The sequence below is a fragment of the Scrofimicrobium sp. R131 genome, from assembly GCF_040256745.1.
Lineage (GTDB): Bacteria > Actinomycetota > Actinomycetes > Actinomycetales > Actinomycetaceae > Scrofimicrobium > Scrofimicrobium appendicitidis.
The window spans coordinates 117,875-138,128 of record NZ_CP138335.1; the positions used below are offsets into that span (position 1 = coordinate 117,875).

The 20,254-nt window shown below is 65.7% G+C and carries 20 protein-coding genes; 8 read left to right on the plus strand and 12 right to left on the minus strand.

Translation table 11 applies throughout. The features are described from left to right. Window positions 1-34: 34 nt before the first annotated feature. From SAC06_RS00580 to SAC06_RS00590, 3 genes are all read right to left on the minus strand, one after another. Window positions 35-1,198 (minus strand): heparan-alpha-glucosaminide N-acetyltransferase domain-containing protein, encoded by a 1,164-nt coding sequence (locus tag SAC06_RS00580; RefSeq protein WP_350258285.1) that lies wholly within the window; start codon window positions 1,196-1,198, stop codon window positions 35-37. A gap of 96 nt (window positions 1,199-1,294) precedes the next feature. After that, window positions 1,295-1,546: a helix-turn-helix transcriptional regulator gene (locus tag SAC06_RS00585; RefSeq protein WP_350258286.1), complete on the minus strand. Its 252-nt coding sequence runs from the start codon at window positions 1,544-1,546 to the stop codon at window positions 1,295-1,297. A 120-nt stretch (window positions 1,547-1,666) separates the two neighbouring features. Then, window positions 1,667-3,400, minus strand: coding sequence for an ABC-ATPase domain-containing protein (locus SAC06_RS00590; protein ID WP_350258287.1), 1,734 nt, complete (start codon window positions 3,398-3,400; stop codon window positions 1,667-1,669). A 49-nt stretch (window positions 3,401-3,449) separates the two neighbouring features. Between SAC06_RS00590 and SAC06_RS10185 the strand changes: the two genes are divergently transcribed. Continuing rightward, window positions 3,450-4,235, plus strand: a complete 786-nt coding sequence (locus SAC06_RS10185) for a ribonuclease H family protein (protein WP_412766220.1) — start codon at window positions 3,450-3,452, stop codon at window positions 4,233-4,235. A 40-nt stretch (window positions 4,236-4,275) separates the two neighbouring features. On the opposite strand, the gene pgm is transcribed toward SAC06_RS10185, so the two are convergent. Further along, window positions 4,276-5,949, minus strand: a complete 1,674-nt coding sequence (gene pgm / locus SAC06_RS00600; RefSeq protein WP_350258288.1) for a phosphoglucomutase (alpha-D-glucose-1,6-bisphosphate-dependent) — start codon at window positions 5,947-5,949, stop codon at window positions 4,276-4,278. 263 nt (window positions 5,950-6,212) lie between these two features. Here pgm and SAC06_RS00605 point away from each other — a divergent pair, with 263 nt between their 5' ends. Together SAC06_RS00605 and SAC06_RS00610 are read left to right on the plus strand one after the other, a co-directional pair. Continuing rightward, the gene (locus tag SAC06_RS00605; protein WP_350258289.1) at window positions 6,213-7,091 is read left to right on the plus strand and encodes a DUF5926 family protein; all 879 of its coding nucleotides are present in this window, start codon (window positions 6,213-6,215) and stop codon (window positions 7,089-7,091) included. 43 nt (window positions 7,092-7,134) lie between these two features. Further along, window positions 7,135-7,992 (plus strand): glycosyltransferase family 2 protein, encoded by an 858-nt coding sequence (locus tag SAC06_RS00610; protein WP_350258290.1) that lies wholly within the window; start codon window positions 7,135-7,137, stop codon window positions 7,990-7,992. On the opposite strand, the gene SAC06_RS00615 is transcribed toward SAC06_RS00610, so the two are convergent. The 3 genes from SAC06_RS00615 to SAC06_RS00625 all read right to left on the minus strand — a co-directional run bounded on the left by SAC06_RS00615 (window position 7,989) and on the right by SAC06_RS00625 (window position 11,055). Next, window positions 7,989-10,406 (minus strand): heavy metal translocating P-type ATPase, encoded by a 2,418-nt coding sequence (locus tag SAC06_RS00615; RefSeq protein ID WP_350258291.1) that lies wholly within the window; start codon window positions 10,404-10,406, stop codon window positions 7,989-7,991. The genes SAC06_RS00610 and SAC06_RS00615 overlap by 4 nt on opposite strands. A gap of 26 nt (window positions 10,407-10,432) precedes the next feature. Then, on the minus strand, window positions 10,433-10,675 hold the full coding sequence (locus tag SAC06_RS00620) for a heavy-metal-associated domain-containing protein (protein WP_350258292.1): 243 nt from the start codon (window positions 10,673-10,675) through the stop codon (window positions 10,433-10,435). A gap of 98 nt (window positions 10,676-10,773) precedes the next feature. Beyond that, entirely contained in the window at window positions 10,774-11,055 is a 282-nt protein-coding gene (locus SAC06_RS00625) for a metal-sensitive transcriptional regulator (protein WP_350258293.1), read from the minus strand. Between the two features lie 114 nt (window positions 11,056-11,169). Here SAC06_RS00625 and SAC06_RS00630 point away from each other — a divergent pair, with 114 nt between their 5' ends. Together SAC06_RS00630 and SAC06_RS00635 are read left to right on the plus strand one after the other, a co-directional pair. Then, entirely contained in the window at window positions 11,170-12,639 is a 1,470-nt protein-coding gene (locus SAC06_RS00630; RefSeq protein ID WP_350258294.1) for an alpha/beta hydrolase, read from the plus strand. After that, entirely contained in the window at window positions 12,629-13,255 is a 627-nt protein-coding gene (locus tag SAC06_RS00635) for a hypothetical protein (protein ID WP_350258295.1), read from the plus strand. Before SAC06_RS00630 ends, SAC06_RS00635 begins: the two co-directional genes overlap by 11 nt. Window positions 13,256-13,259: 4 nt before the next feature. Here SAC06_RS00635 and purB read toward each other — a convergent pair whose 3' ends face one another. After that, on the minus strand, window positions 13,260-14,687 hold the full coding sequence (gene purB / locus SAC06_RS00640) for an adenylosuccinate lyase (protein WP_350258296.1): 1,428 nt from the start codon (window positions 14,685-14,687) through the stop codon (window positions 13,260-13,262). 8 nt (window positions 14,688-14,695) lie between these two features. Continuing rightward, complete coding sequence (locus SAC06_RS00645; RefSeq protein WP_350258297.1) at window positions 14,696-15,487, minus strand: fructosamine kinase family protein; 792 nt, start codon at window positions 15,485-15,487, stop codon at window positions 14,696-14,698. A 121-nt stretch (window positions 15,488-15,608) separates the two neighbouring features. Between SAC06_RS00645 and SAC06_RS00650 the strand changes: the two genes are divergently transcribed. Together SAC06_RS00650 and SAC06_RS00655 are read left to right on the plus strand one after the other, a co-directional pair. Further along, complete coding sequence (locus SAC06_RS00650; RefSeq protein WP_350258298.1) at window positions 15,609-15,857, plus strand: hypothetical protein; 249 nt, start codon at window positions 15,609-15,611, stop codon at window positions 15,855-15,857. Window positions 15,858-16,074: 217 nt separating this feature from the next. After that, complete coding sequence (locus SAC06_RS00655) at window positions 16,075-17,388, plus strand: lipase family protein (RefSeq protein WP_350258299.1); 1,314 nt, start codon at window positions 16,075-16,077, stop codon at window positions 17,386-17,388. Here SAC06_RS00655 and SAC06_RS00660 read toward each other — a convergent pair. Together SAC06_RS00660 and SAC06_RS00665 are read right to left on the minus strand one after the other, a co-directional pair. After that, complete coding sequence (locus tag SAC06_RS00660) at window positions 17,372-17,731, minus strand: phage holin family protein (RefSeq protein ID WP_412766221.1); 360 nt, start codon at window positions 17,729-17,731, stop codon at window positions 17,372-17,374. The two genes, SAC06_RS00655 and SAC06_RS00660, sit on opposite strands and share 17 nt — an antisense overlap. A 40-nt stretch (window positions 17,732-17,771) precedes the next feature. Then, complete coding sequence (locus SAC06_RS00665) at window positions 17,772-18,551, minus strand: YwiC-like family protein (protein WP_350258301.1); 780 nt, start codon at window positions 18,549-18,551, stop codon at window positions 17,772-17,774. Window positions 18,552-18,699: 148 nt separating this feature from the next. On the opposite strand from SAC06_RS00665, the gene SAC06_RS00670 reads away from it, so the two are divergent. Beyond that, window positions 18,700-19,161 (plus strand): ribose-5-phosphate isomerase, encoded by a 462-nt coding sequence (locus SAC06_RS00670; protein ID WP_350258302.1) that lies wholly within the window; start codon window positions 18,700-18,702, stop codon window positions 19,159-19,161. A gap of 60 nt (window positions 19,162-19,221) precedes the next feature. Here SAC06_RS00670 and SAC06_RS00675 read toward each other — a convergent pair whose 3' ends face one another. Next, window positions 19,222-20,232, minus strand: coding sequence for an aldo/keto reductase (locus SAC06_RS00675; RefSeq protein WP_350258303.1), 1,011 nt, complete (start codon window positions 20,230-20,232; stop codon window positions 19,222-19,224). Window positions 20,233-20,254: the final 22 nt, after the last annotated feature.

The window sequence follows — 20,254 nt, forward strand, 5'->3', positions numbered from 1 at the left end:
GTTCCTCGGGCCAACCTGTGTCTTGACCCCAGGATCAGCGGCGCGGCTCCCATCGGCCCCAAGCCAACTCGCCCGCGGTCTGGGCGACCCGAGAGACCAGCAGCTCCAAGGGCCCGCGCCGCTGCCGGGAGAACAGGTAGGCGCCCCCGACCAGCAGGACCAGCAGCTGCACCACGAATGCAATCGAAAACCAGCCGACCCGTTCCGGCTCAAGCAGCACCGACATCCCCCCGGCGAAGAAGAGGCCGAACGAGGTCATCAGCAGGTGCAGCGTGTAGGCAGTCAGCGGAGCTGCCCCCATCCCCACGATCGGTCGCCACCCGAGCGGAACCGCAGTGGACCGGGCCGTGGCCAGCAGGCACAGCCCGATCAACGCCACCGACAGGCCGGCGGTGCGAACCAGGTCCACGGTGGAGCCGGTGTGCGTGCTCAGCTGCAGCAGGGCGTTCCATCCCGCCGAAACCGGGGCGCCCGCCCCCGAATCCCAGGGGGGTTCCCACCAGAACTCCTGATAGAGCCAGCCGGCCAGCCAGCCGACCGCGCCGGCCCCAAGTCCCCCGATGAAAAGCCAGGCACCCGCCCGCTCGGACCGGCCCGCCTCCCGCTCGGCCAAAAACCACCGGCAGAGCAGTACCCCGATCAGCAGATAAGCCACCCAGGTCAGGGCTGGATACATCCCTGCGAACAGGACCGACTGCGCCGCCGCCACCGGATTCCCCAGCTCCAGGTAGCCGTCGTGCGGCAGCGCCCCCAACAACTGGGGTCCAAGCAGGGCCAACGCCGTTGCCAGCAGCAACAGCCACCGGGCGCGAAGGTAAATGAGTGGGGCCACCAGGATCATCGCGGTCCCGTAGTAGACCAGGATGATCGCAATCGGGTGCTGGGGCAGCCACTCTAATGCCAAGCCCAAGACCAGGACGACTACCCCGCGGGCAATGCCGGCCGCGATTCCCGGCCAGGAGCTCGGGGCCGAAGCGTAGCGGCGACTGGCAAACACCAGCCCAAACCCGCCTAACACGGCAAACAGGGTGGAGGGGAACCCGGAGGTGATCGCCTCCAGCCAGGGAGTGTACTCACCCCAGCCCAGCAGGTGCGCTGCCATCATTCCCACGATGGCGCAGAAACGAGCCACGTCGATCCCCCACAGGCGACTCAGTGGAGCAGTGGGGACCGAGGCGGGAGTTGCAGGTTGGGTCACGCGCGGGCCTTTCCGGAAAGGGGCAAGTGCTCACAGGCTACCGAAACTAGGGGGGCTCATCCCAGAAATATCCGGGGGTGGCTTTGACTGGAGCGGCTACAACTTCGGGTCCGGCTGAGCCTGCTCGTCCTCTACCGGGGTCAGCATCGTCAGCGGGTCCAACCCCAACCGGGAGCAGTAATACTCGATCGACTGGAGCGACAGGTTCCGCTCACCCCGTTCGATCCCGCCCAGGTAGGTGCGGTGGACGCCGAGCATCTCGGCAAAACGTTCCTGACTCAGCCCAAGCTGCTGCCGGTGGGAACGAAAATTCTTCCCAAAGGCTCGCTGGAGACGGGTCACGGACATGATCCAATAGTTGAATCATGAGCCTTATGAGTCTACAGACTTATAAGTCTCATCCCCGGGCGATAGTGCTCGCGCAGCGGCAGGTAAAATGCCTGATCAGAGGCGGTTTGCCTCCGCCGGTCATCCGATCTTGAGCGAGCGGTGTCGGTTAATCCCCGCGCAGATATCGACCTTTCGCGGACGGGCCAAGAAGGGGGGAAATGGGCGGGCGCCAAAGTCCACCAGCGCGTCCAGGCCCCGATCCTCCACCCGGTCCAACACCTCATCTACCAGCTGCTCAAGAGTGCGGTGGCCGTCGGCCAGCTGCTCGGTGACGCCGCGAATAATCCACGCAATTGCCTCCGTCTGGCCGGGGTCAACGATCTGCTCCACATCCGTTACGTCGACTCCCTGGCGGTCCAACTCGATCCGGTCGACCCCCTGAGTCTTCGTTCGGGAGCGCTCCCCACCGGGACGAACCCGCACGACCAAGCGGGGAAGGGGAGTGGGGAAGTCGGGCAGATCAGTCCGCTGGCGGGGAAACGCGGCCATCACCTCGCCGGCCCGCTCGGTGGCGTCCAGGCACCGATAGGCATCCATTTGCAGGACCAGGTCGGCCGCATCCAGGTAGTCGGCGGAACCGCCGGTCACCATGATGACCGAAACCCCGCGCTCGGAGGGCAGGCTCCGAATCCGATCGACCAGCGGCGTGATCGGCTCCTGGTCGGCCTGAACCAGGGTCCGCATCCGCGCATCGCGGATCATCAGGTTGGTGGCGGAAGTGTCCTCGTCGAACAGCAGCAACTGGGATCCGGCCTGGATGGCCTCAATGATTGAGGCGGCCTGTGAGGTCGATCCGGAGGCATTTTGGGTGGAAAACCGGGTGGTGGACGAGCCGGTGGGCAGGTGGTTGATGAAGGCTGACACGTCGACCCGGGTAATTGGACGCCCGTCGGCCGCGCGAACCTTCATCGCGGAGGGCAAAGCCGCCACCAGCTCGCGCCCATCCCCGGGAACGTGCGGGTAGACGCCCTGCTCCAACGCGGTCAGGACGGTGGACTTGCCGTGGAAGCCACCGCCCACCAGCACGGTGATTCCAGCGGGAATGGCCAGGCCCGAAACAACGCCCGCGTGGGGCAACTCGACCTGCTGTCGCCGTGAATCCGGGGCCGCGAAGGGCACGCCGGAGCGCAGCGGCTGGGCCGACACCCCGGAGGCGCGGGCCAACTGGGAACCGTCAGCAATGAAACCGACCAGGTCCCGTTCAACCAGCAGTTGCTGCAGGGCGCGGTGATCAGCCAAAGCATGGACGTGGGCCAGCCAATGCTCGCGGTGGGCCGAATTGGAAAAGTTGAACAGCTCGCGCAAAACCCGGGGGAGCTGCTCGGTGAAAATCAGAGCGGCCTGGCGCCCCAGCACGGTTCGACCCCGGGCGGGCAGACGCACCGCGATTCTCAGCTCGAAGTCTTCCGAGCCAACCCGGGCTGAGGACCGTTCCAGGATCTCGGGGCCGCAGGGAGCAATCGAAAGAGTCGGCGCGTGCTGGCGAATCAGGTCGCCGGCCCGCCGGGCCAAGAAGTCGGCGGTGGCCAGCTGCCGATCCTGACTGTGCAGGTCGGTCTCGGATAGGTCCACCTGGTCTCGGCGGTAGCGAACCCGGATCGACGACGGGGGAGCGTAGGGATCGGCCTGCACCCGGGTGAAGTCCACCCGGTAGGCGCCAAAATTCCACGAGCCCAACGCCCGCTTGTAGGCGCCGTAAGAGGACCCGTCGATCCGGTGCAACAGCTCGACCAGTTCCGAGCCGGTACCGTTTCGCGGGCGGTCGTCAAACCGGGGCCGGGAGGACTTGGGATGAGAACCTGATCTGCGCATAGTCCAAGGGTAAATCCTGACCCCGGTTTGGGCGGGCTACAATCTGGGGGTGACTATTACTGTGGCAGTGGACGGCTCTTCCCTAGGTAACCCCGGCCCGGCTGGGTGGGCCTGGGTCATTTCGGCGGACGAGTGGGACGCGGGCGGATGGCCTTCGGCCACCAACAATATCGGGGAGCTGACCGCGGTGCTGGAGCTGCTGCGGGCCACCGAGCGGGCCGGTCTGGCGGCAGAGCCCCTCCACATCCTGGCTGACTCCCAGTACGTGATCAACTGCGTGACCAAGTGGTTGCCCGGGTGGAAGCGGCGCGGGTGGAAGAAGGCCGATGGGAAGCCGGTGGCTAACCGGGAGATCCTGGAGGAACTGGATCAGGCCCTTCGGGGGCGCAGCTATCGGTTCGAGTGGGTGAAGGGCCATGCCGGCCACCGGCTGAACGAGTTGGCTGACGATCGGGCGCGGGCGGCGGCGGAGGCATTTCAGCGCGGCGCGCAGCCCAAGCCGGGACCCGGCCTGCAGCGGGCCACGGGCCCCGACCTGACCTCGGCGACCCCGGTGGCGGCGGCGCCGGCGGCTCCAGTCCCGGCGACCCCAGTCCCGGCTGTCGGTCCCGACTCGACCCTGTTTGACCTGGAGCGCGACCCGCTGGCGGACCCGCATCCGCGAGTCACTCCGGGGGAGGCGCGGGATCGCTGGGAAGAGCTACTCTCCACCGCCCTGCTCCGCCCGGTGACGATCAGTGGCCAAGGCGGTGAGTGGCTGCTGATTGAGGCGGCTACCGGTCGGGAGGCGCTGGCGAATCTGCGCAGATCAGCCGGTCCCCCAACCCTGTTCTAGCGGGTGGGAAACCGGCTGCCTGACTAGGTGAGCAGGGTGACTACTGGCCCAACGCCTCGTCCACCACCTGCTTGGCGGCGCTCTGGACCTGGCCCAGATGCTCCTCGCTAATGAAGGACTCGGCGTAAATCTTGTAGACGTCCTCAGTTCCCGAGGGGCGGGCGGCAAACCAGGCGTTCTCCGTGGTCACCTTCAGCCCGCCGATCGGCTGATTGTCGCCGGGGGCGCGGACCAGTTTGGCCGTAATCGCCTCGCCCGCCAGCTCCGACGCCGTCACGTTGTCGGGGGACAGGTTGGCCAGCTTCGCCTTCTCTTCCTTGCTGGCGGCCTGGTCGATCCGCGCGTACCAGGACTCGCCGAAGCGTTCCACCTGCTCGCGGTGCAGCTGGGAGGGGGACTTGCCGGTGACGGCGGTGATCTCCGCGGCCAGCAGGCACAGCAAAATCCCGTCCTTGTCGGTGGTCCAAACGGTTCCGTCCTTGCGCAGGAACGAGGCACCGGCCGACTCCTCCCCACCGAAGCCCAGCGAGCCGTCCAACAGTCCGGAGACGAAGTATTTAAAACCGACGGGAACCTCGATCACTTCGCGCCCGATGGCGGCGGCCACCCGGTCAATCAGCGAGGAGGACACCAGGGTCTTGCCGATCTTGGCTTCGGCGGACCAGCCGGGGCGGTGCTCAAACAGGTACTCGATGGCCACGGCCAGGAAGTGGTTCGGGTTCATCAGGCCGTCAGAGGTGACAATTCCGTGGCGGTCCGAGTCCGCGTCATTCCCGGTCGCAATGTCGAAGGGATAGTTGCCGGCGACGTCGGGCTGCATCCGCTCCAGCAGGGAGGCCATGGCGTAGGGGGACGAGCAGTCCATCCGGATCTTCCCGTCCCAGTCCAGGGTCATGAACGGCCACTGCGGGTCGGTCCGCTGGTTGATTACCGTCAGGTCCAGTCCGTAGCGTTCCCCGATGGCGCCCCAGTAGTCCACGGAGGCTCCGCCGAGGGGGTCGGCACCGATTCGAACGCCCGCATCTCGGATCGCCTGGAAGTCGATCACCGTCTCCAGCTCGGCCACGTAGTTTGCGAGGAAGTCGTAGAAGTGAACGTTGTCCGCTTGGGAGGGGGCGCCGATTTCCGCCTGCGGAATCGACCGCCAGTCGCCGGCCATCAGTTCGTTCGCCCGCGCTGCAATCCACGAGGTTGCGTCAGAGTCCGCGGGGCCGCCCGTGGGCGGGTTGTATTTGAAGCCGCCGTCGGCGGGCGGGTTGTGCGAGGGGGTGATGACAATCCCGTCGGCCAGGCCCGGGCCGCTTTGGCGCAGTTCCCCGGGGGCGCCGTTGGCCATCAGGATGGCCAGGGAGACCGCCGGGGTGGGGGTCCAGGCTCGGCGGGAATCCACGTAGGTCTGCACCCCGGCCGCCGACAGGACGCTGAGGGCGGAACGCCAAGCCGGCTCAGAGAGGGCGTGCGGATCGGCACCCATGAAGAGGGGGCCGTCGTATCCCTGCCGAGTGCGGTATTCCACAATGGCGGCGGTGGTGGAAACGATGTGGGCTTCGTTGAAAGTTCCGTTCAGCGAGGTTCCCCGATGGCCCGAAGTGCCAAAAACGATCCGTTGGTTCGGGTTATTCGGGTCGGGCTGCACCTCGTAATATGCGGACAACAGCGCGTCAACGTCAATCAGATCTTCAGCGGTTGCCAGCTGTCCGGCCCGTTCGTGCATGATTACCCCCAGAATTAGGCTTCGTTGCGTAGTCCTATAGATTGTAGTCTCATTCGTAGGGTGGACTAACTCCGTCCACGAGGTGAATTGTGGCCGTATCTTGCCGTTTGGTTGGGAGTGCGCCGCCGGAGCCGGTCGGTCGTCTACCCGCGGGTCGCCGGAGGGTGAAGTGGGAGCCGGGCCCACCGGCCAGAAGATGCAGGATGCCGGGCGCCCGCGGCGGCTGATGCACACCGGTGAGTTTTCCGACTACGCTAATGCCTATGGGTAAAGCAAGCCGTCGCAAGAAGATTGATCCGTCGAAGCGTAAGAATATTCGACCCGCCATTGCCTTCGTGGACCGACCGTTCCAGGGCCTGGAGCGCGAGCGGGAACTGGTAGCGATGCGGGAGATCATCCCCTGCGCCACCATGACCGCCAAGACCACCGCTGAACACGGGGGGACGGAGTTTGACTTCGTCACCCTGCTGCCCGACGGGGCCGGGGCGATGGTTCGGGGCGACGGCAGGATTCTGGTCGGCGTGCAGACGCGATTCTCCACCGGCGACCTGTCCCACGACCTGGGGGCTGCCCTCACCGCCGCGCTGAAAATGCAGCTGGAAGGCGAAGAAGGGGTAGCCCAGTTTGACGTGAGGGACCCCGCTCCGCGCCTGCAGGAACTGCTGGCCGAGGGCGAGTTGGCTCCGATGACGGTCCTGAAGGATTTCGGCTACTGGTTTGACCCCAACGAGGAGATTGACGCCGAGATGGCGGCCGCGTTGGAGCAGAACCGGGAAGACATGGTGCCGACCGAGGAAGTTCCCGGGGTCGAAGGCATGTACTGGTGCGAGATGAACAACAACTTCATCCGCTACGTGCTGGCGATGGACGAGGACCTGCTCTTCACCGCGCTGGCGCGGCTACAGGCCGCCGGGCAAGCACAACTGGGCGAAGGCTCGAAGTTTGTCGGTGCTTTCCGGGCCTGCGGGATCGCGATCCCGGTGTTCCAGGTGAATCCGGAACTATCCGCCGCGGACTTTGCCGCCCCGGCAGCGCAATTGCGCGATAACCTTGAGTTGGCACTGAAGCAAACGGAGCCTCTCACCGATGATGAGCGCCGAGCCCGGGCCGGGATGGTTTCCCGGCAGGTGACGATCCGTTAGCTTCCGGGTCATGGTGCAGTAGCGGGCGGTAAAGGAGATCAGGGTGGAGCGGGAATCGGAGACATCCGCAGGGCCCCAGCGGGTAGCGGTGATTATCGCCTGCCAGGATGTCCGCAAGTACATCTCCTCCACGGTTCGGGCTTGCCGCGCCATTCCCTCAGTTGACCTAATCGTGGTGGTGGACGATGGCTCCACCGACGACACCTCGCAGGTGGCACGCGCGGCCGGGGCAGTCGTGGTCCGCCACTCGGTTAGTCGCGGCCGTGCTTCCGCCCTGGAGACGGGGGTCAAGGTGGCGGCGATGCGGGACCGGACCGACTGGCCGGCCCGGAACCTCCTTTTCCTTTCCCCTGATCTGGGTGACTCGGCGGTTGAGGCCAACGCCCTGGTGGAGGCGGTCAACTCCGGCCTGGCCGACTGCGCCGTCGGGGTGGTTCCGGTTGAAGATGGGACCCGCCGTGGCGCCACCTGGGTGATGGCCGGCAACGGCATCCGCCAGTCCACTGGCTGGGATGTTTCCGGTCCTCTCTCCCTGCAGCGGTGCCTGACCCGGGAAGTGATCAACGAGGTGATGCCGTTCTCCAACGGGTGGGGTGCGGACGTGGGGATGACGATCGACCTGCTGATTGCGGGGTTCTCGATTGTCGAGATTCCCTGCGCCTTCCATCACCTGGACGAGCATCGGGTGGAGCCCAACAGCCACAAACGGGCCCAGTACTGGGATATCTGGTGGGCCATCAAGGCGCGTCGACTGCGGCGGCGCCGAGTGCCGCTGGTCCTGCGGATCCCCTCCTGGGATCAGGAAGTGGGCCGGCCCTACGCGATTCGGGGCCGGACCCTGTCGGCTAGCCGCCCCGACGAGGGGGGCGACCAGCCGGAAGAGGAGTCGACGGGCGCCTAGCCGGCTCGGCGGAGCCGGAGCGAGTTCAGCACCACGAAGACCGAGGAGAAGGCCATCGCGGCCGCCGCAATCATCGGGTTCAGCAGTCCCGCCACGGCCAGCGGAATGGCCAGGACGTTGTAGAAGAACGCCCAGAACAGGTTCCCCTTGATGGTGGAGAGCGTCTGCCGGGAAATCCGGATCGCGCGGGGGACCGACCGCAGATCCGAGTTGACCAGGGTAATGTCGGCTGCCGCAATGGCTGCATCCGTCCCCGACCCCATCGCGATCCCCACACCTTGGTTGGCAGCCTGGGCGAGCGCAGCCGCATCGTTGACCCCGTCTCCGACCATGGCGACAACCCGACCTTCTTCCTGCAGGCGGGCCACCTCCCGCTGTTTCTCTTCGGGCAGGACTTCGGCCAGCACCCGGGTGATCCCCACCTGGTGGGCGATGTACTCGGCTGCCCGCTGGTTGTCGCCCGACAGCAAAATGGGCTCAATCCCCTCGGCCCTCAGCTCGGCAATCGCCTCGGCGGCACTGGGCTTGATCGTGTCTCGCAGCACCAGCAGTCCCAGCACCTGGGTGTCCGGCAGCGAATCGGGCAGGGTGCGCTGTTTGCCTTCGGTGCGGGCGGGGGCCACCAGGGTGTTCCCCAACTGTTCCCGACCGGTGACTTCGGCCTCGTAGCCGGCACCGACAATGGCGTTGACCAACTCCTCGTCCGAGTGGTCCGCGCGCAGGGTGATGGCGGCCGTTTCAGTCGCCAGGTTCACCTGGGCGTCGACCCCGGGCAGTTTGCGGAGTTTGCGTTCAACCCGGTTGACGCAGGACGCGCAGGTCATGCCGCCCACCTTGACGTTGACCCGGATCAGCGGGTCCCCGTCTGCCGCCGCCGCGGGGGTGAACTGCTCGCTCATGTCCGCGGTCGACTCGTGCCAGTTGGGGATGCGGGCCACCAGGACCGCGGTGGCTCCGGACGCCTCGGCCTGCTCGTGACGGGCGGTCAGGTCCACCGGGAGGCTCACCCCGTGGCGGGCCAACCAGCGGGAGCTGCCCACCAGGACCAAGTCTCCATCCAGCAGGGCGGAGACTCCCCCGCCGGCGTGGTTGGTGAACGAGGTGGAGGGGGCCAGCTCGGGGGTCTTCGCCCGGGCCGCCTCGGCAATTGCCCGAGCCAGCGGATGCTCCGAATGGCTCTCGACCGACCCCGCCAGGGCGAGGACGCCGGAGTCTTCGGGCCAGACGCTTTCCACGGCCAGGTTTCCGGTGGTGATGGTCCCGGTCTTGTCGAGGGTGGCGGCGTTGACCGTCCGGGTCTGTTCCAGAATCTCGGCGTTGCGGATAATGATGCCCAGCTGGGACGCCCGGCCGGAGCCGACCAGCAGTGCGGTGGGGGTCGCCAGGCCGAGGGCGCAGGGGCAAGCCACCACCAGGACTGCCACGGCGGCGGTGAAAGCGGCCTGGACCGAGCCGCCGGCCAGCAGCCACCCAACCAGGGTGACAATCGAAATGCCGATGACGATCGGAACGAAGACCGCGCTGACCCGGTCGGCCAGACGCTGGACCGGGGCTTTGCCCGCCTGCGCTTCGGTCACCAGGCGACCAATCTGGGCCAGGGTGGTCTCGCTGCCAACCCGCGTTGCCTCAACCACCAGTGAACCCCAGGTGTTCAGGGTCGCGCCGGTCACCTCGTCGCCCGGCCCGACGTCGACCGGCACGCTTTCCCCGGTTAGGAGGGAGGTGTCCAGGGCGGAGGAGCCCCGGATGATGACGCCGTCGGTGGCAACCTTGTCCCCCGGGCGGACCAGGAACTGGTCGCCGACCTGCAGGTCTGCGGCGGGAATCACCCGCTCCTGTCCCTGCTGATCCAGCACGGTGGCCTCTTTAGCTCCCAGGGTGAGCAGGGCGCGCAGGGCATCCCCGGCTCGGTAGCGGGTGGCCGCCTCGGCCCAACGACCCGCCAGCAGGAAGACTACGATCATGGCCGCACCCTCGAAGTACAGCTCGGGGTGGGCTCCGTGCACGCTGGCCCGCGGAATCAGGGACATCGACATGTGCATGCCAATCTCGCCGGCCCCGCCCAGCAGCAATGCCCAGTAGGACCAGAGAGAAGAGGCAATCACTCCGAGGCTGACCAGCGTGTCCATGGTGGTGGACCCGTGGCGGGCCGCGCGCAGGGCCGCCGAGTGGAAGGGCCAGGCTCCCCAGGTGACCACCGGGAGCGCCAGGACCCCCACCACCCACTGCCAGCCGGGGAACTGCCAGGCGGGCACCATCGACAGGGCCATGATGACCACGCCGAGCGGCAGGGTGAGGAGGAACCGGGTGCGTAGACTGCGGGCGCGGCGGTGGGCGTCCTCCCCAACTTCGGTCCCGTGGTGGGAGTCCGGATGGACGGTTGGGGTTGAATCAAACTCGTTGGGGAGGGTCATGCTCTCATCTTCTTTCGGGGTGGTGCCTAGAGGTCGCGGGAGATGCGCACCAGGTCGTAGCCGGCTTCCTGGATCGCATCCCGGTAAGCTTCATCGTCGATGGCGGTGTCCGTCAGGACGGTAACCTTGCTTTCGCCGCCCTTGACCAGGATGACGTCGACGTTCTTGACGCCGTTGATTTCTTCCAGCTCTTCCGTCACGCTGGCGACGCAGTGTCCGCAGGTGAGGCCGGTGACGTACAGTTCGGTGGTGCGGTCAAAATCGCTCATGAGAGGTTCCTTTTTCTTTGGTTGTGCGGTTACCCCGGCCGCGGGGGCGGCGGGAGGCCTGGGGGTGGAGCCGGCCGCTTGGCGAGCCGGCCGGTGGATCAGGATTTGAGCAGGCGGGCCACCGCCTGGGTTGCCTCGTGCATCTTTTCGCGCTGCGCTTCTTCTCCCTGTTTAACCGCGTCCACCACGCAGTGGTTCAGGTGATCTTCCAGCAGGCCCAGGGCCACGGCGTTCAGTGCCGACTCAATGGCGGAAATCTGGGTCAGCACGTCGATGCAGTACTGACCTTCCGTCACCATCCGCTGGATTCCGCGGACCTGCCCCTCAATTCGGCGCAGGCGGGCGAGGTATTTGTCGGTATCTTGGGAGTATCCACGCATTGGTTCCGGCTCCTTTCGCTGCCTGTCGCCCACTATACCCCCAGGGGGTATGCATGGCAAGACTAAATCGAAAAACTTTCCAGTAAGCTGGAACAGGTGAAAAGGGGGTGACAGTTGGCTCGCTACTATCCGCTGCGCCGCATTCCCGAGGCGGCCCGGCCCGGACATTTTGCCCGCCGAATGCTCCCGCTGATCCCCGCGATTTTGCGGTCCGCGGCCTGGACTCTAGCGGCCAGTGGGGCCCCGCCCGGTTCTCCCATGCGAGAAGTGCTCCAAGCCGGGGCCGTGCAACGCGGCGACCAGGCGCTGGAAAAGGCGCAGGACACTTTCTTTGCCGAACCGGGGCTCGACACGCTGCTGGTTCGGGAGCTGTCGAAGCTCGGGTCCACCATTTCTCGGTGGAATCGGGTTCGGCTGTGGACCTACATTGCCCTGGGGTTTGACCGCGACGGGCGGGCTGCCCGGAACCTGCGGCGGATCCCGCGAATGGGCTACGACTCGCTCATGCTGACCGGCCTGGCGTTTGGCAAGTCCCTGGGCTACTTCACCGGGGGCAAGGTGCATGCGCAGCTGTGGTGGGACAGTCTGGGCGAGGTGGGGCAGTTGCCGCCCGAGCATCCCACCCCGCAGGTGCGCCGGTTTCAGCCGCCCCGCTCGCTCGGCGACCTGGCGGCCGACATTGACGACCTCTACTGGGCCGACGCCTACGGGCAGGCCGTCAAGATTACCCAGGTGGGCCGCGGGTCGAACCGGCGCTGGTTGGTGTCGGTGCCCGGAACCGATCACCCGGAACCGGAGTCGAAGCCCAACGTGGCCGACCTGGAGACGAACCTGCGCGAAGAACTGAACCTGCCCTCGGCCATGCGCCGCGGGGTGATCGCGGCCGTGAACCAGGCGATGGCGGCGGCCGGGATCGAGCCGTCCGCTCGGGTGCACGAGCGGGTGCTGGTGTGCGGGCACTCGCAGGGAGGAATGGTGGCTGTGGGTCTGGCCGCCACCGCGCCCGCGGAACTGGGATTTGACGTGGAGGGCGTGATCACGATGGGTAGCCCCACGCGGCGTCTGCGCTTGCGGCCCTCGGTGGACATGCTGGCGCTGGAGCACGTGCAGGACGTGGTTCCCGCCCTCGATGGCACCCCGCGCAAGGTGGCCGACCAGCGCGTGGTGGTCCAGCGATCCCTGGTCAAGCCGCGCCTGGGCTCGCTCTACTACGCCCACGCCTCGTCCACCTACACCGACACCCTGCGCCAGTTGGAACGCCGGGTGCAGATCACCCGGTGGGGGCGCGAGGCTCAGGTGGTGGAAGCCCTGCAGCGGTACCTGCCCCGGCCTGGGGAGGAAACCCGGGTTACCCACCATTACATCTGGCAGGAGCTGGTGCCCACCCACGCCAACACGGCCTGGACCGAGTACCTGGAACTGGATCGCCCGGACTGGGAGCCGGTGGTTTACGGGGACGAGGTGGTGAGCCCCGAGCTGCCGCCCACCCCGCAGGAACTGATGGAGAAGGTCGAGGCGGCCCTGGAAAACTCGGCCCTCCTGGCCCAGTTGTCCCGACCGGAGGAGGCCCCTCGTGAAACGTGACCTGTGGCAAAGGGCAAGCGAGTTGAGGCGAACGCAGATCGGCCAGCAGCTGCCGTGGGTGCCGCGCCCCAAAGGGAAACTCACCGTCTGGGGACTGGCCAAAGTGGGGGAGGTGGGGCGCCTCTTTACCCACTACGTTCGGCCCCACCCGCATCCGCAGCGGCCCGTCCGATTTGCGGAGCTGATCAAGCGGGCGATCGAGACCTCCCCGGTGAACCAGGCGGCCGAGCCCGCCGGCGGCATCGACATCGAGGTCGAGGTCCTGTCCGGCTTCGGCAAACCGCTGCTGGTTAGCTTCGACCTGTGCTTCACCTGGCACCAGTTGCAGGAGGTGGAGGCGAAGATCATCCACGAGGATTCGCGCGACGAACAGTTGCAGGCCTACCGCGTCTTCATTCAAGACATGATGGATCGAGCGGTGCGCGCCCTGTGGGACAACGGGGAGATCGCGCCGGTGGCGATCCGCGGCCGGATCCTGATTACCGAGCAGCCCGACGGGGGCTCAGAGCAGCTCTCCGACCTGAAAAACCTTGGGTTTGCCGACGAGATTGCCCGCCCCGAGGATCTGTATGAGAAATACGGGGCGCCGCTGTCCGACCCAACCTGGCGGCCGTGACCGGCTAGTCCAACAGCTCGGGCAACTGGGGGGCCAACCCCACGTAGGTTTCGGGGCGCAGGGCTGTCAGGGTTTCCTTGACCGAGTCCGGCACCGGCAGGTTCTCAATGAACTGGCGGAGCGACTCCTCGGTGATGCCCTGGCCGCGCGTCAGGGCCTTCAGCTGCTCGTAGGGGGAATCCACCCGGGCGGAGCCGATCGCGTCCTGGACTCGCAGCACCTGCTGGACCGCCTCGGAGAGCACCTCCCAGCGGGAGCCCAAATCCGCGGCAATAACTTCCGGGTCGGCCGCGACCCCGGCCAGGCCGCGACTGATGTTGTCCAGCGCCAGCAGCGAGTAGCCCAAGGCCGAGCCGATGTTGCGCTGAGTGGTCGAGTCGGTCAGGTCGCGCTGAAGGCGGGTGGTCACCAGGGTGGCGGAGAGCGACTCCAGCAGGGCGTTGGAAACCTCCAGGTTGGCCTCACCGTTTTCGAACCGGATCGGGTTGATCTTGTGCGGCATAGTGGAGGAGCCGGTCGAGCCCTGGGCGGCCAGGTCCTGGCGGAAGTAGCCCAGGGAAATGTACGTCCAGCAGTCGGTGGCCAGGTTGTGGGCGATCCGGTTGAAGTGGACGATTACGCCGAAGAGTTCGGCCTGCCAGTCGTGGGACTCAATCTGCGTGGTTAGGGGATTCCAGGTCAGGCCCAGGTGGGTGACGAAGCCGCGTGAAACCTCCAGCCAATCAACCTGCGGCAGGGCGGCGACGTGAGCGCTAAAGGTGCCGGTGGCGCCGTTGAACTTGCCCAGGTACTCGCACTGGTCCAGGCGGTCCAGCTGGCGGGCGAACCGGTGGGCAAACACCGCCATCTCCTTCCCCAGGGTGGTGGGGGTGGCGGTCTGACCGTGGGTGCGCGACAGCATCGCGATGTCCGCGTATCGGTGTGCCAGCTCGGCCAGGGTGGCCTGCAGGGAGGCGGCCGCCGGGCGCCACACCTGGGCGATCGCGCCCTGCAGGCAGAGGGCGTAGGCCAGGTTGTTGATGTCCTCGGAGGTGCAGAAGACGTGGACCAGCTCGCCCAGTTCCGGCAGCGGCGAGCCTTCGGGGGCACCGGTCAAGTGCTCGCGCAGAAGGTACTCAACCGCCTTGACGTCATGGCGGGTTTCACGTTCGAAGTCGGCCAGGCGGGCCCGCGTCTCCTCGGAGAAGTTGGCGGGCAGGCTGCGCAGGTAGGCCTGATCCTCGGCGGAAAGCGGAGCCAACCCGGGGTAGATTCCGGCGGCGACCGAGAAAATCAGCCACTCCACCTCGACGTGCAGGCGGGCCCGGTTCAGGGCGGCCTCCGACAGGTAGGTGGCGAGCGGCGCCGTTTGCTCCCGGTAGCGCCCGTCTAGGGGCGACAGGGCTTCGTGGGTCAGCGGGGTGAACGAGGGGGTGGGGGCAGCTGAGTTCATGCCTCCAATTATTGCCGGTTTGGCAGGTAGCGCGAAGCCACATCCACCGTCTGAGTTAGATAGGCGCCCCCAAACAGGTAGGCGTGGACCGTCAGCAGGTGCAGCTGATGGAGGCCGAGGCGGTCCTCCCACCCGGGAGCCAAGGGCGAAACCTCCTGGTAGCCGGCCACGATTCGGTCGAAGTGTGGGACCCCGAACAGGGACAGAGCGCCCAGGTCGTCCTCGGCGTGACCGCCGCTCGCGGCCGGGTCGATCAGCACGGCTCCACCGTCGGTCCACATCACGTTCCCACCCCAGAGATCCCCGTGGGTGCGGGCGGCTGGCTGCTGCACCAGGGCCGGCTGGGGGTGGTCCAGCACTCCGGTTTCGAGTCGGTCACACAGCCGCTCCACCAGGGCCCGATCGTCGGCGTCAAAGACTTCCAGGTAGGGTCGCAGCCGAGACTGGCTGTAAAACTCCCCCCACGATGAGGTGGCCGAAGCTTCGCTCACCAGCGGGAGCGGCGCCTGGCCGATCCAACCCTTTCCTCGGTATCCCGTGGGCGGGGCGCCCAGCCACGGGGCGCCGGCGGCGTGGGTCTGAGCCAGGCGCCGACCAAACTCCTCGGCTTGGGAAAAAGACGGGGGGAATGAGTGCAAGCGGATCTCGGTCAACCATCCCCGGCCGTGATCTAGCACCTCAGCTACTTTGACGCCGTGGGGCACCTCCCGAAGCCAAGCGAGTGCGGCGATCTCGAAGTCGATCTGACTGGGAGAGGCGGTTTTACGAAACCGTGATGGAGGCCCTGAGAGCGTTAACATGGATCAACTTTAGCCAACTATTCCAAAGTTGGAAATATCCACAGTATGGGTGGCGCCTAGTTTTCCACAATTACGATTGTGCTCAACCTAATTGTCGCTCGACTTGGCCTAACGTAAACGGATGGACAGATCAGTAGTATTGGCCGCGCTGGCGGATTTGGCGCTCCTGACCGGGGACTGGGGGTTGATCCACCGGCAGTTGGCGGGGGCCGAGGTGGACTCTTGGGTGGGGGCGGCCGCTAGCGCTTCCCAGGAGAAACTGCGACAACTAGTGGCAACCAGCGCTTTGGTTGAGGCGCAACTGGGCGAAGTCAAGGGTTTACTGCCCGAGGTGGTCTGGGAGGTGACGGTCGGTGACCTCGTCGGGTGAGTCCTCAATGTGGGTGGTGGATGCGGCCACGGCGGTAGACACCGACGAACTGCTGCGTGCGACGGAATCATTGCGCCGCACAATCGTGCGGGTAGACGATATTGTCCAGCGGATAGGGTTGATTAAAGGGAACCTCGACGATTGGTTAACTATTTATCCACTCCCGGGAACCGGTTTGTCCAACCTCGTTCAGCTACTCGGGCAATTACTGTCCGGAATGGCTCAGGTGCAAGCAGCCGGGGCCGACCAGATTCAGTGGCGTGAGCGGGCCGCATTGATCTATGCCGAGGCGGAAAGCTCGACCGTTGGGTTGGCCCAGGCCTGTCGGCAGGTCACCCTCAGTTGCGGGTTGCTGTCCGAGCGACCCTGGTGGCGGTACCTGCGCTGGGTTCCACCCCTGACGGTGCCGCTGACGGTGGGCCAGGCCGGCCTGAACCTGGTGCGATCCGGGCTGGTGCTGACGGGAGCCAGTCCGGGGACGGGGGTGGAAGGCCTGGTGCTGCAGGGGCAGGTTCGGCGGCTGGCACAACTGGCGCCAAACCCGACGGAATTACGGCTCGGGGTTTTTGGTGCTGCCCGGCCGCGCCCACCCAATCGAACCGGGTCGGTGGCGCGCGGGTTGAGCTGGTTGGCTACGGTTCCGATGGGCCTCACCGATTCGCTGTGGGGCCGGGAGCGAGGGGTGCTGCTTCGGGGGAACCTGGAGGGGAAGAATACGGTGGCGCTGGTGACCTCCGGGCGGATCAAACCCGTCGGCGCAATCGAGGCGGCCCGGCTGGGGACCGGACCAATTGGGACCTGGACCCCGCGTCAGGTAGGCGTTCCCCTGCGGGCCAGCCAGGCCCTCGGTCATCTGGGGACCGGTGGCGAGGACGGGCAAATTCAGATTCTGCGCCACGACAGTCAGGGGAGGGGCACCCCGCGCCGGTCCTGGACCGTCCTGATCCGGGGGACCAAAGATTGGGGGTTGGCGGGGGCGAACCCACAGGACATGCTGACGAACCTGCAGGAGGTGGGCGGCGCTGCGTCCGATCAGCGCGAAGCTGTACTCGGGGCGATGGAGCTGGCCGGAATCGGCCCGGATGAGCCGGTGGAACTGGTTGGGCATTCGCAGGGGGGAATTGTTGCGGCCAACCTGGCGGCAGACCCGGCGTTGACCGATCGGTTTGCCATCAGGTCGGTGCTGACGGTTGGGGCTCCGGCGGGTGGAGCCGGACTCCCAAATCCGGGGGTCGAAGTGCTGAGTCTAGAGAATCTGAGCGACGTGGTCCCCGCTCTGGATGGGGCCCCCAACCCGGTGCGACCGGGGGTGACCACGGTCTATTTCGATCCGGACCTGACCCCGCCCGGCGCCACAGCGCACGGGATCGAGACTTACAACCGGGCGCTGGAGGCTCTGGAACAGGACCACCGTGCGGGTGGGGCCGTGGATCACTGGTTGGAAAACCGGCACCGAGAACTGGGGTTGGAGCCAACCACGCAAACCGTGTCGCTGAATTTTTGGACCCAGCGGGTCAGTAGCGGTCCTTAGAGAAGGACCCCAGCACCGCGACCACCAGAGCCGAGATGATGGCGGTGATGGTTCCACCCAGCAGCGCCCCGCCGAATGAGTCCACCTGGAGCGGCAGGTGGAAGAGGCCGGCCAGCCAGCCGGTCAAAGAGAAAATCAACGCATTGGTAATGAGTGCGAAGAGGCCAAAGGTGATGACGTAGAGCGGGAAGCCAATCACTTTGACGACCGGTCTAATCAACGAGTTGACAAAAGTTAGCACCAGCGCGACCGCGGCCAGAGCCAGCAGGTTGGTGGCCAGGTCGTCCTGCTGGGTAAAGCGGACGGAACTGACGATCAGACTGGTAATCCAGATGCCAGCCATGTTGCCAAGGAGTCTGAGGACTAGTTGCATGGGTCCAGTATTACACGGCCGGGTAGCCAACAATTAGAGAGATTAATACCAGAGCTGAATAGCCAAACTCGGTCAAGCCGACAAACATCTGGTGCAGCGGACGGCCGCGACGCAACGACACCAACGGGTAGGCCCAGGCGCGCGCCAACAGAATTAGTCCGACCACCGGGACAAACCAGGTGAGCAGGTGTGCCGCCGCTCCGCCGATAAAGATGGCCAGCATGACGACGTGATAGGTCAGCGAACCCACCAGCCAGGAGCGCTTTCCCCGCTCGCGAATCAGGGTCTTGACGTAGGGGACCGTGCCGACAAAATAGAGCGCCACCACGGCGGTCGCCACCCAGGCGTGACGCCAATCCAGCGGGTGCGAACCGAGGGAGAAAGCAACGGGAACCATCAGGGAGGAAGCCAGGATCGCGCTGACCCGGGCACCCAGTGAGCGTTCGTTCCTCCGCAGAATCTCGATGATCGCCCAGGAGAAGAACACCGCCAACGGTAGGGCCCACACAAGCAGGTGGGGTCGAATCAGAACCAGAGCCAGCGCCCCCACGCCCGCCAGGACGCCGTAGGTGATAGTTGCCTTCCAGTAGCGCTCTTTTCGCCGCGCCTTGATCAGCAGGCCGAAGACGTTGAAGAAGAGGAAAGCGGCAGTCCAGGCAAAGACCAGGAGCAACTGCAGCCACGACGGGCCGCCCAGAATAATCCCCAGTAGCAGCGGGGTGAAAGTCATGGACCAGGCGCCGTGCTGCAGGGGCAGCCAACCGTTCTTGATGAGGGTTCGCTTGTTCACAGCACCAGCCTATCTGACGACCTGGGGCGCCCATATGTCCGGAGGTCCTGCTCTGATGCGCACTTGGGCACTAGAATGGAGCCGATTGACTGCGGCTGACCCGCATCGGCCTCGGTAACTGCCAACCGAGATTCAAGGAGGAGTATCGATGACCAAAGTACATATTGCTGGTGACCACGCCGCATTTGAGCTCCGCGAAGCACTGATCAAGCACCTGGGTGAGCGCGGCTACGAGGTGGTCGACCACGGCGCCTACGTCTACGATGCGCTCGACGCGTACCCGCCCATGTGTATTGAATGTGCCGAAGCGGTGGTGGCCGACGGGGGAGCCTCCCTCGGGGTGGTCCTGGGCGGCTCCGGCAACGGGGAGCAGATGGCCGCAAACCTGGTTAAGGGTTGCCGGGCGGCCCTTGTTTGGAACGAGTCGACCGCCCAGTTGGCCCGCCAGCACAACGATGCCAACGTGGTGTCGATTGGGGCGCGCCAGCACAGTCTGGAAGAGGCCATTCGACTGGTTGACGTGTTCCTGGAGACCCCGTTCTCAGGCGACGAGCGTCACCTGGAACGAATCAGGATGATGGCTGACTACGAGGCAGCTCACCACGCCTAAGTTCCGAACAGGGAGCTGAGACAAAGATGCCCCGGTCCTGCTGCGGACCGGGGCACTTTGCTAGCGCTGGATGGGAATGCCGATAGCGGCATCGATTTCGGTCAACTCTTCGGCGGTGAACTTGCCGTTGTTCAGGGCAGCCACGTTCGCCTCCAACTGGGCCACGCTGGAGGCGCCGATGATGGCGGTGGTGACCCGCGGGTCCTTCACCGCCCAGGCCAACGCCATTTGGGCCAGGCTCTGACCGCGCTCCTGGGCCAGGGCATTCAGTTTCCTGGCGCTGTGGAGGTAGGCCTCGGTGATCTTGTCCCCGGTGAGGAAGTGTCCCACCGCCGCGCGGGAATCCTCGGGAATCCCGTGCAGGTAGCGATCGGTCAGCAGGCCCTGCTCCAGCGGAGAGAATAGGGCAATCCCGGATCCGACCTGATCGAGGCGGTCAATCACGCCGTTCTCAATCCGCCGATCCAACATGGAGTAGCGCAGCTGGTTGATGGTCAGCGGGATGTTCCAGGCGGAAAGGGCCCGCACCACCTCGTCCACTTCTGCGGGGGTGTAGTAGTTGGAGATCCCCACGTAGAGGGCTTTGCCCTGTTGGTAGGCGGTGGCGAGGGCGCCCGCCGTCTCTTCGATCGGGATTCGCGGATCCGGGCGGTGGGCGTAGAAGATGTCCACGTAGTCCAGACCGAGGCGCTGCAGGCTCTGGTCGAGTGAGGCCAGCATGTTCTTGCGGGAAGGCCACTCACCGTAAGGACCGGGCCACATGTCAAAGCCCGCCTTCGAAGCAATGATCATCTCGTCGCGGTAGGGGCGAAAATCCTGCCGGAAGATTTGGCCGAAGTTGCGCTCGGCGCTGCCGTAGGGCGGGCCGTAGTTGTTTGCCAGGTCAAAGTAGGTGATGCCCAAGTCGAATGCGCGGCGGGTAACTTCCCGCTGGCGTTCCAGCGGGGCGGTGTCGCCAAAATTGTGCCAGTAGCCAAGCGAAATGCGTGGCAGCACCAGGCCGGAACGGCCCGACCGGAAGTAGTCTTTGTGGTCGTAGCGGCCGGGAGCCGCCACGTAGGTGTCCTGCATGATTGGGGTTCCTTCCCTAGAG

What these genes read in the sequence shown, in the direction of transcription:
- SAC06_RS00585 (WP_350258286.1), bottom strand. Translation starts at nt 1,546, where the DNA reads ATGTCCGTGACCCGTCTCCAGCGAGCCTTTGGGAAGAATTTTCGTTCC.
- SAC06_RS00590 (WP_350258287.1), bottom strand. Translation starts at nt 3,400, where the DNA reads ATGCGCAGATCAGGTTCTCATCCCAAGTCCTCCCGGCCCCGGTTTGAC.
- pgm (WP_350258288.1), bottom strand. Translation starts at nt 5,949, where the DNA reads ATGCACGAACGGGCCGGACAGCTGGCAACCGCTGAAGATCTGATTGAC.
- SAC06_RS00605 (WP_350258289.1), top strand. Translation starts at nt 6,213, where the DNA reads ATGGGTAAAGCAAGCCGTCGCAAGAAGATTGATCCGTCGAAGCGTAAG.
- SAC06_RS00615 (WP_350258291.1), bottom strand. Translation starts at nt 10,406, where the DNA reads ATGACCCTCCCCAACGAGTTTGATTCAACCCCAACCGTCCATCCGGAC.
- SAC06_RS00620 (WP_350258292.1), bottom strand. Translation starts at nt 10,675, where the DNA reads ATGAGCGATTTTGACCGCACCACCGAACTGTACGTCACCGGCCTCACC.
- SAC06_RS00625 (WP_350258293.1), bottom strand. Translation starts at nt 11,055, where the DNA reads ATGCGTGGATACTCCCAAGATACCGACAAATACCTCGCCCGCCTGCGC.
- purB (WP_350258296.1), bottom strand. Translation starts at nt 14,687, where the DNA reads ATGAACTCAGCTGCCCCCACCCCCTCGTTCACCCCGCTGACCCACGAA.
- SAC06_RS00645 (WP_350258297.1), bottom strand. Translation starts at nt 15,487, where the DNA reads ATGTTAACGCTCTCAGGGCCTCCATCACGGTTTCGTAAAACCGCCTCT.
- SAC06_RS00650 (WP_350258298.1), top strand. Translation starts at nt 15,609, where the DNA reads ATGGACAGATCAGTAGTATTGGCCGCGCTGGCGGATTTGGCGCTCCTG.
- SAC06_RS00655 (WP_350258299.1), top strand. Translation starts at nt 16,075, where the DNA reads ATGGCTCAGGTGCAAGCAGCCGGGGCCGACCAGATTCAGTGGCGTGAG.
- SAC06_RS00660 (WP_412766221.1), bottom strand. Translation starts at nt 17,731, where the DNA reads ATGGCTGGCATCTGGATTACCAGTCTGATCGTCAGTTCCGTCCGCTTT.
- SAC06_RS00670 (WP_350258302.1), top strand. Translation starts at nt 18,700, where the DNA reads ATGACCAAAGTACATATTGCTGGTGACCACGCCGCATTTGAGCTCCGC.
- SAC06_RS00675 (WP_350258303.1), bottom strand. Translation starts at nt 20,232, where the DNA reads ATGCAGGACACCTACGTGGCGGCTCCCGGCCGCTACGACCACAAAGAC.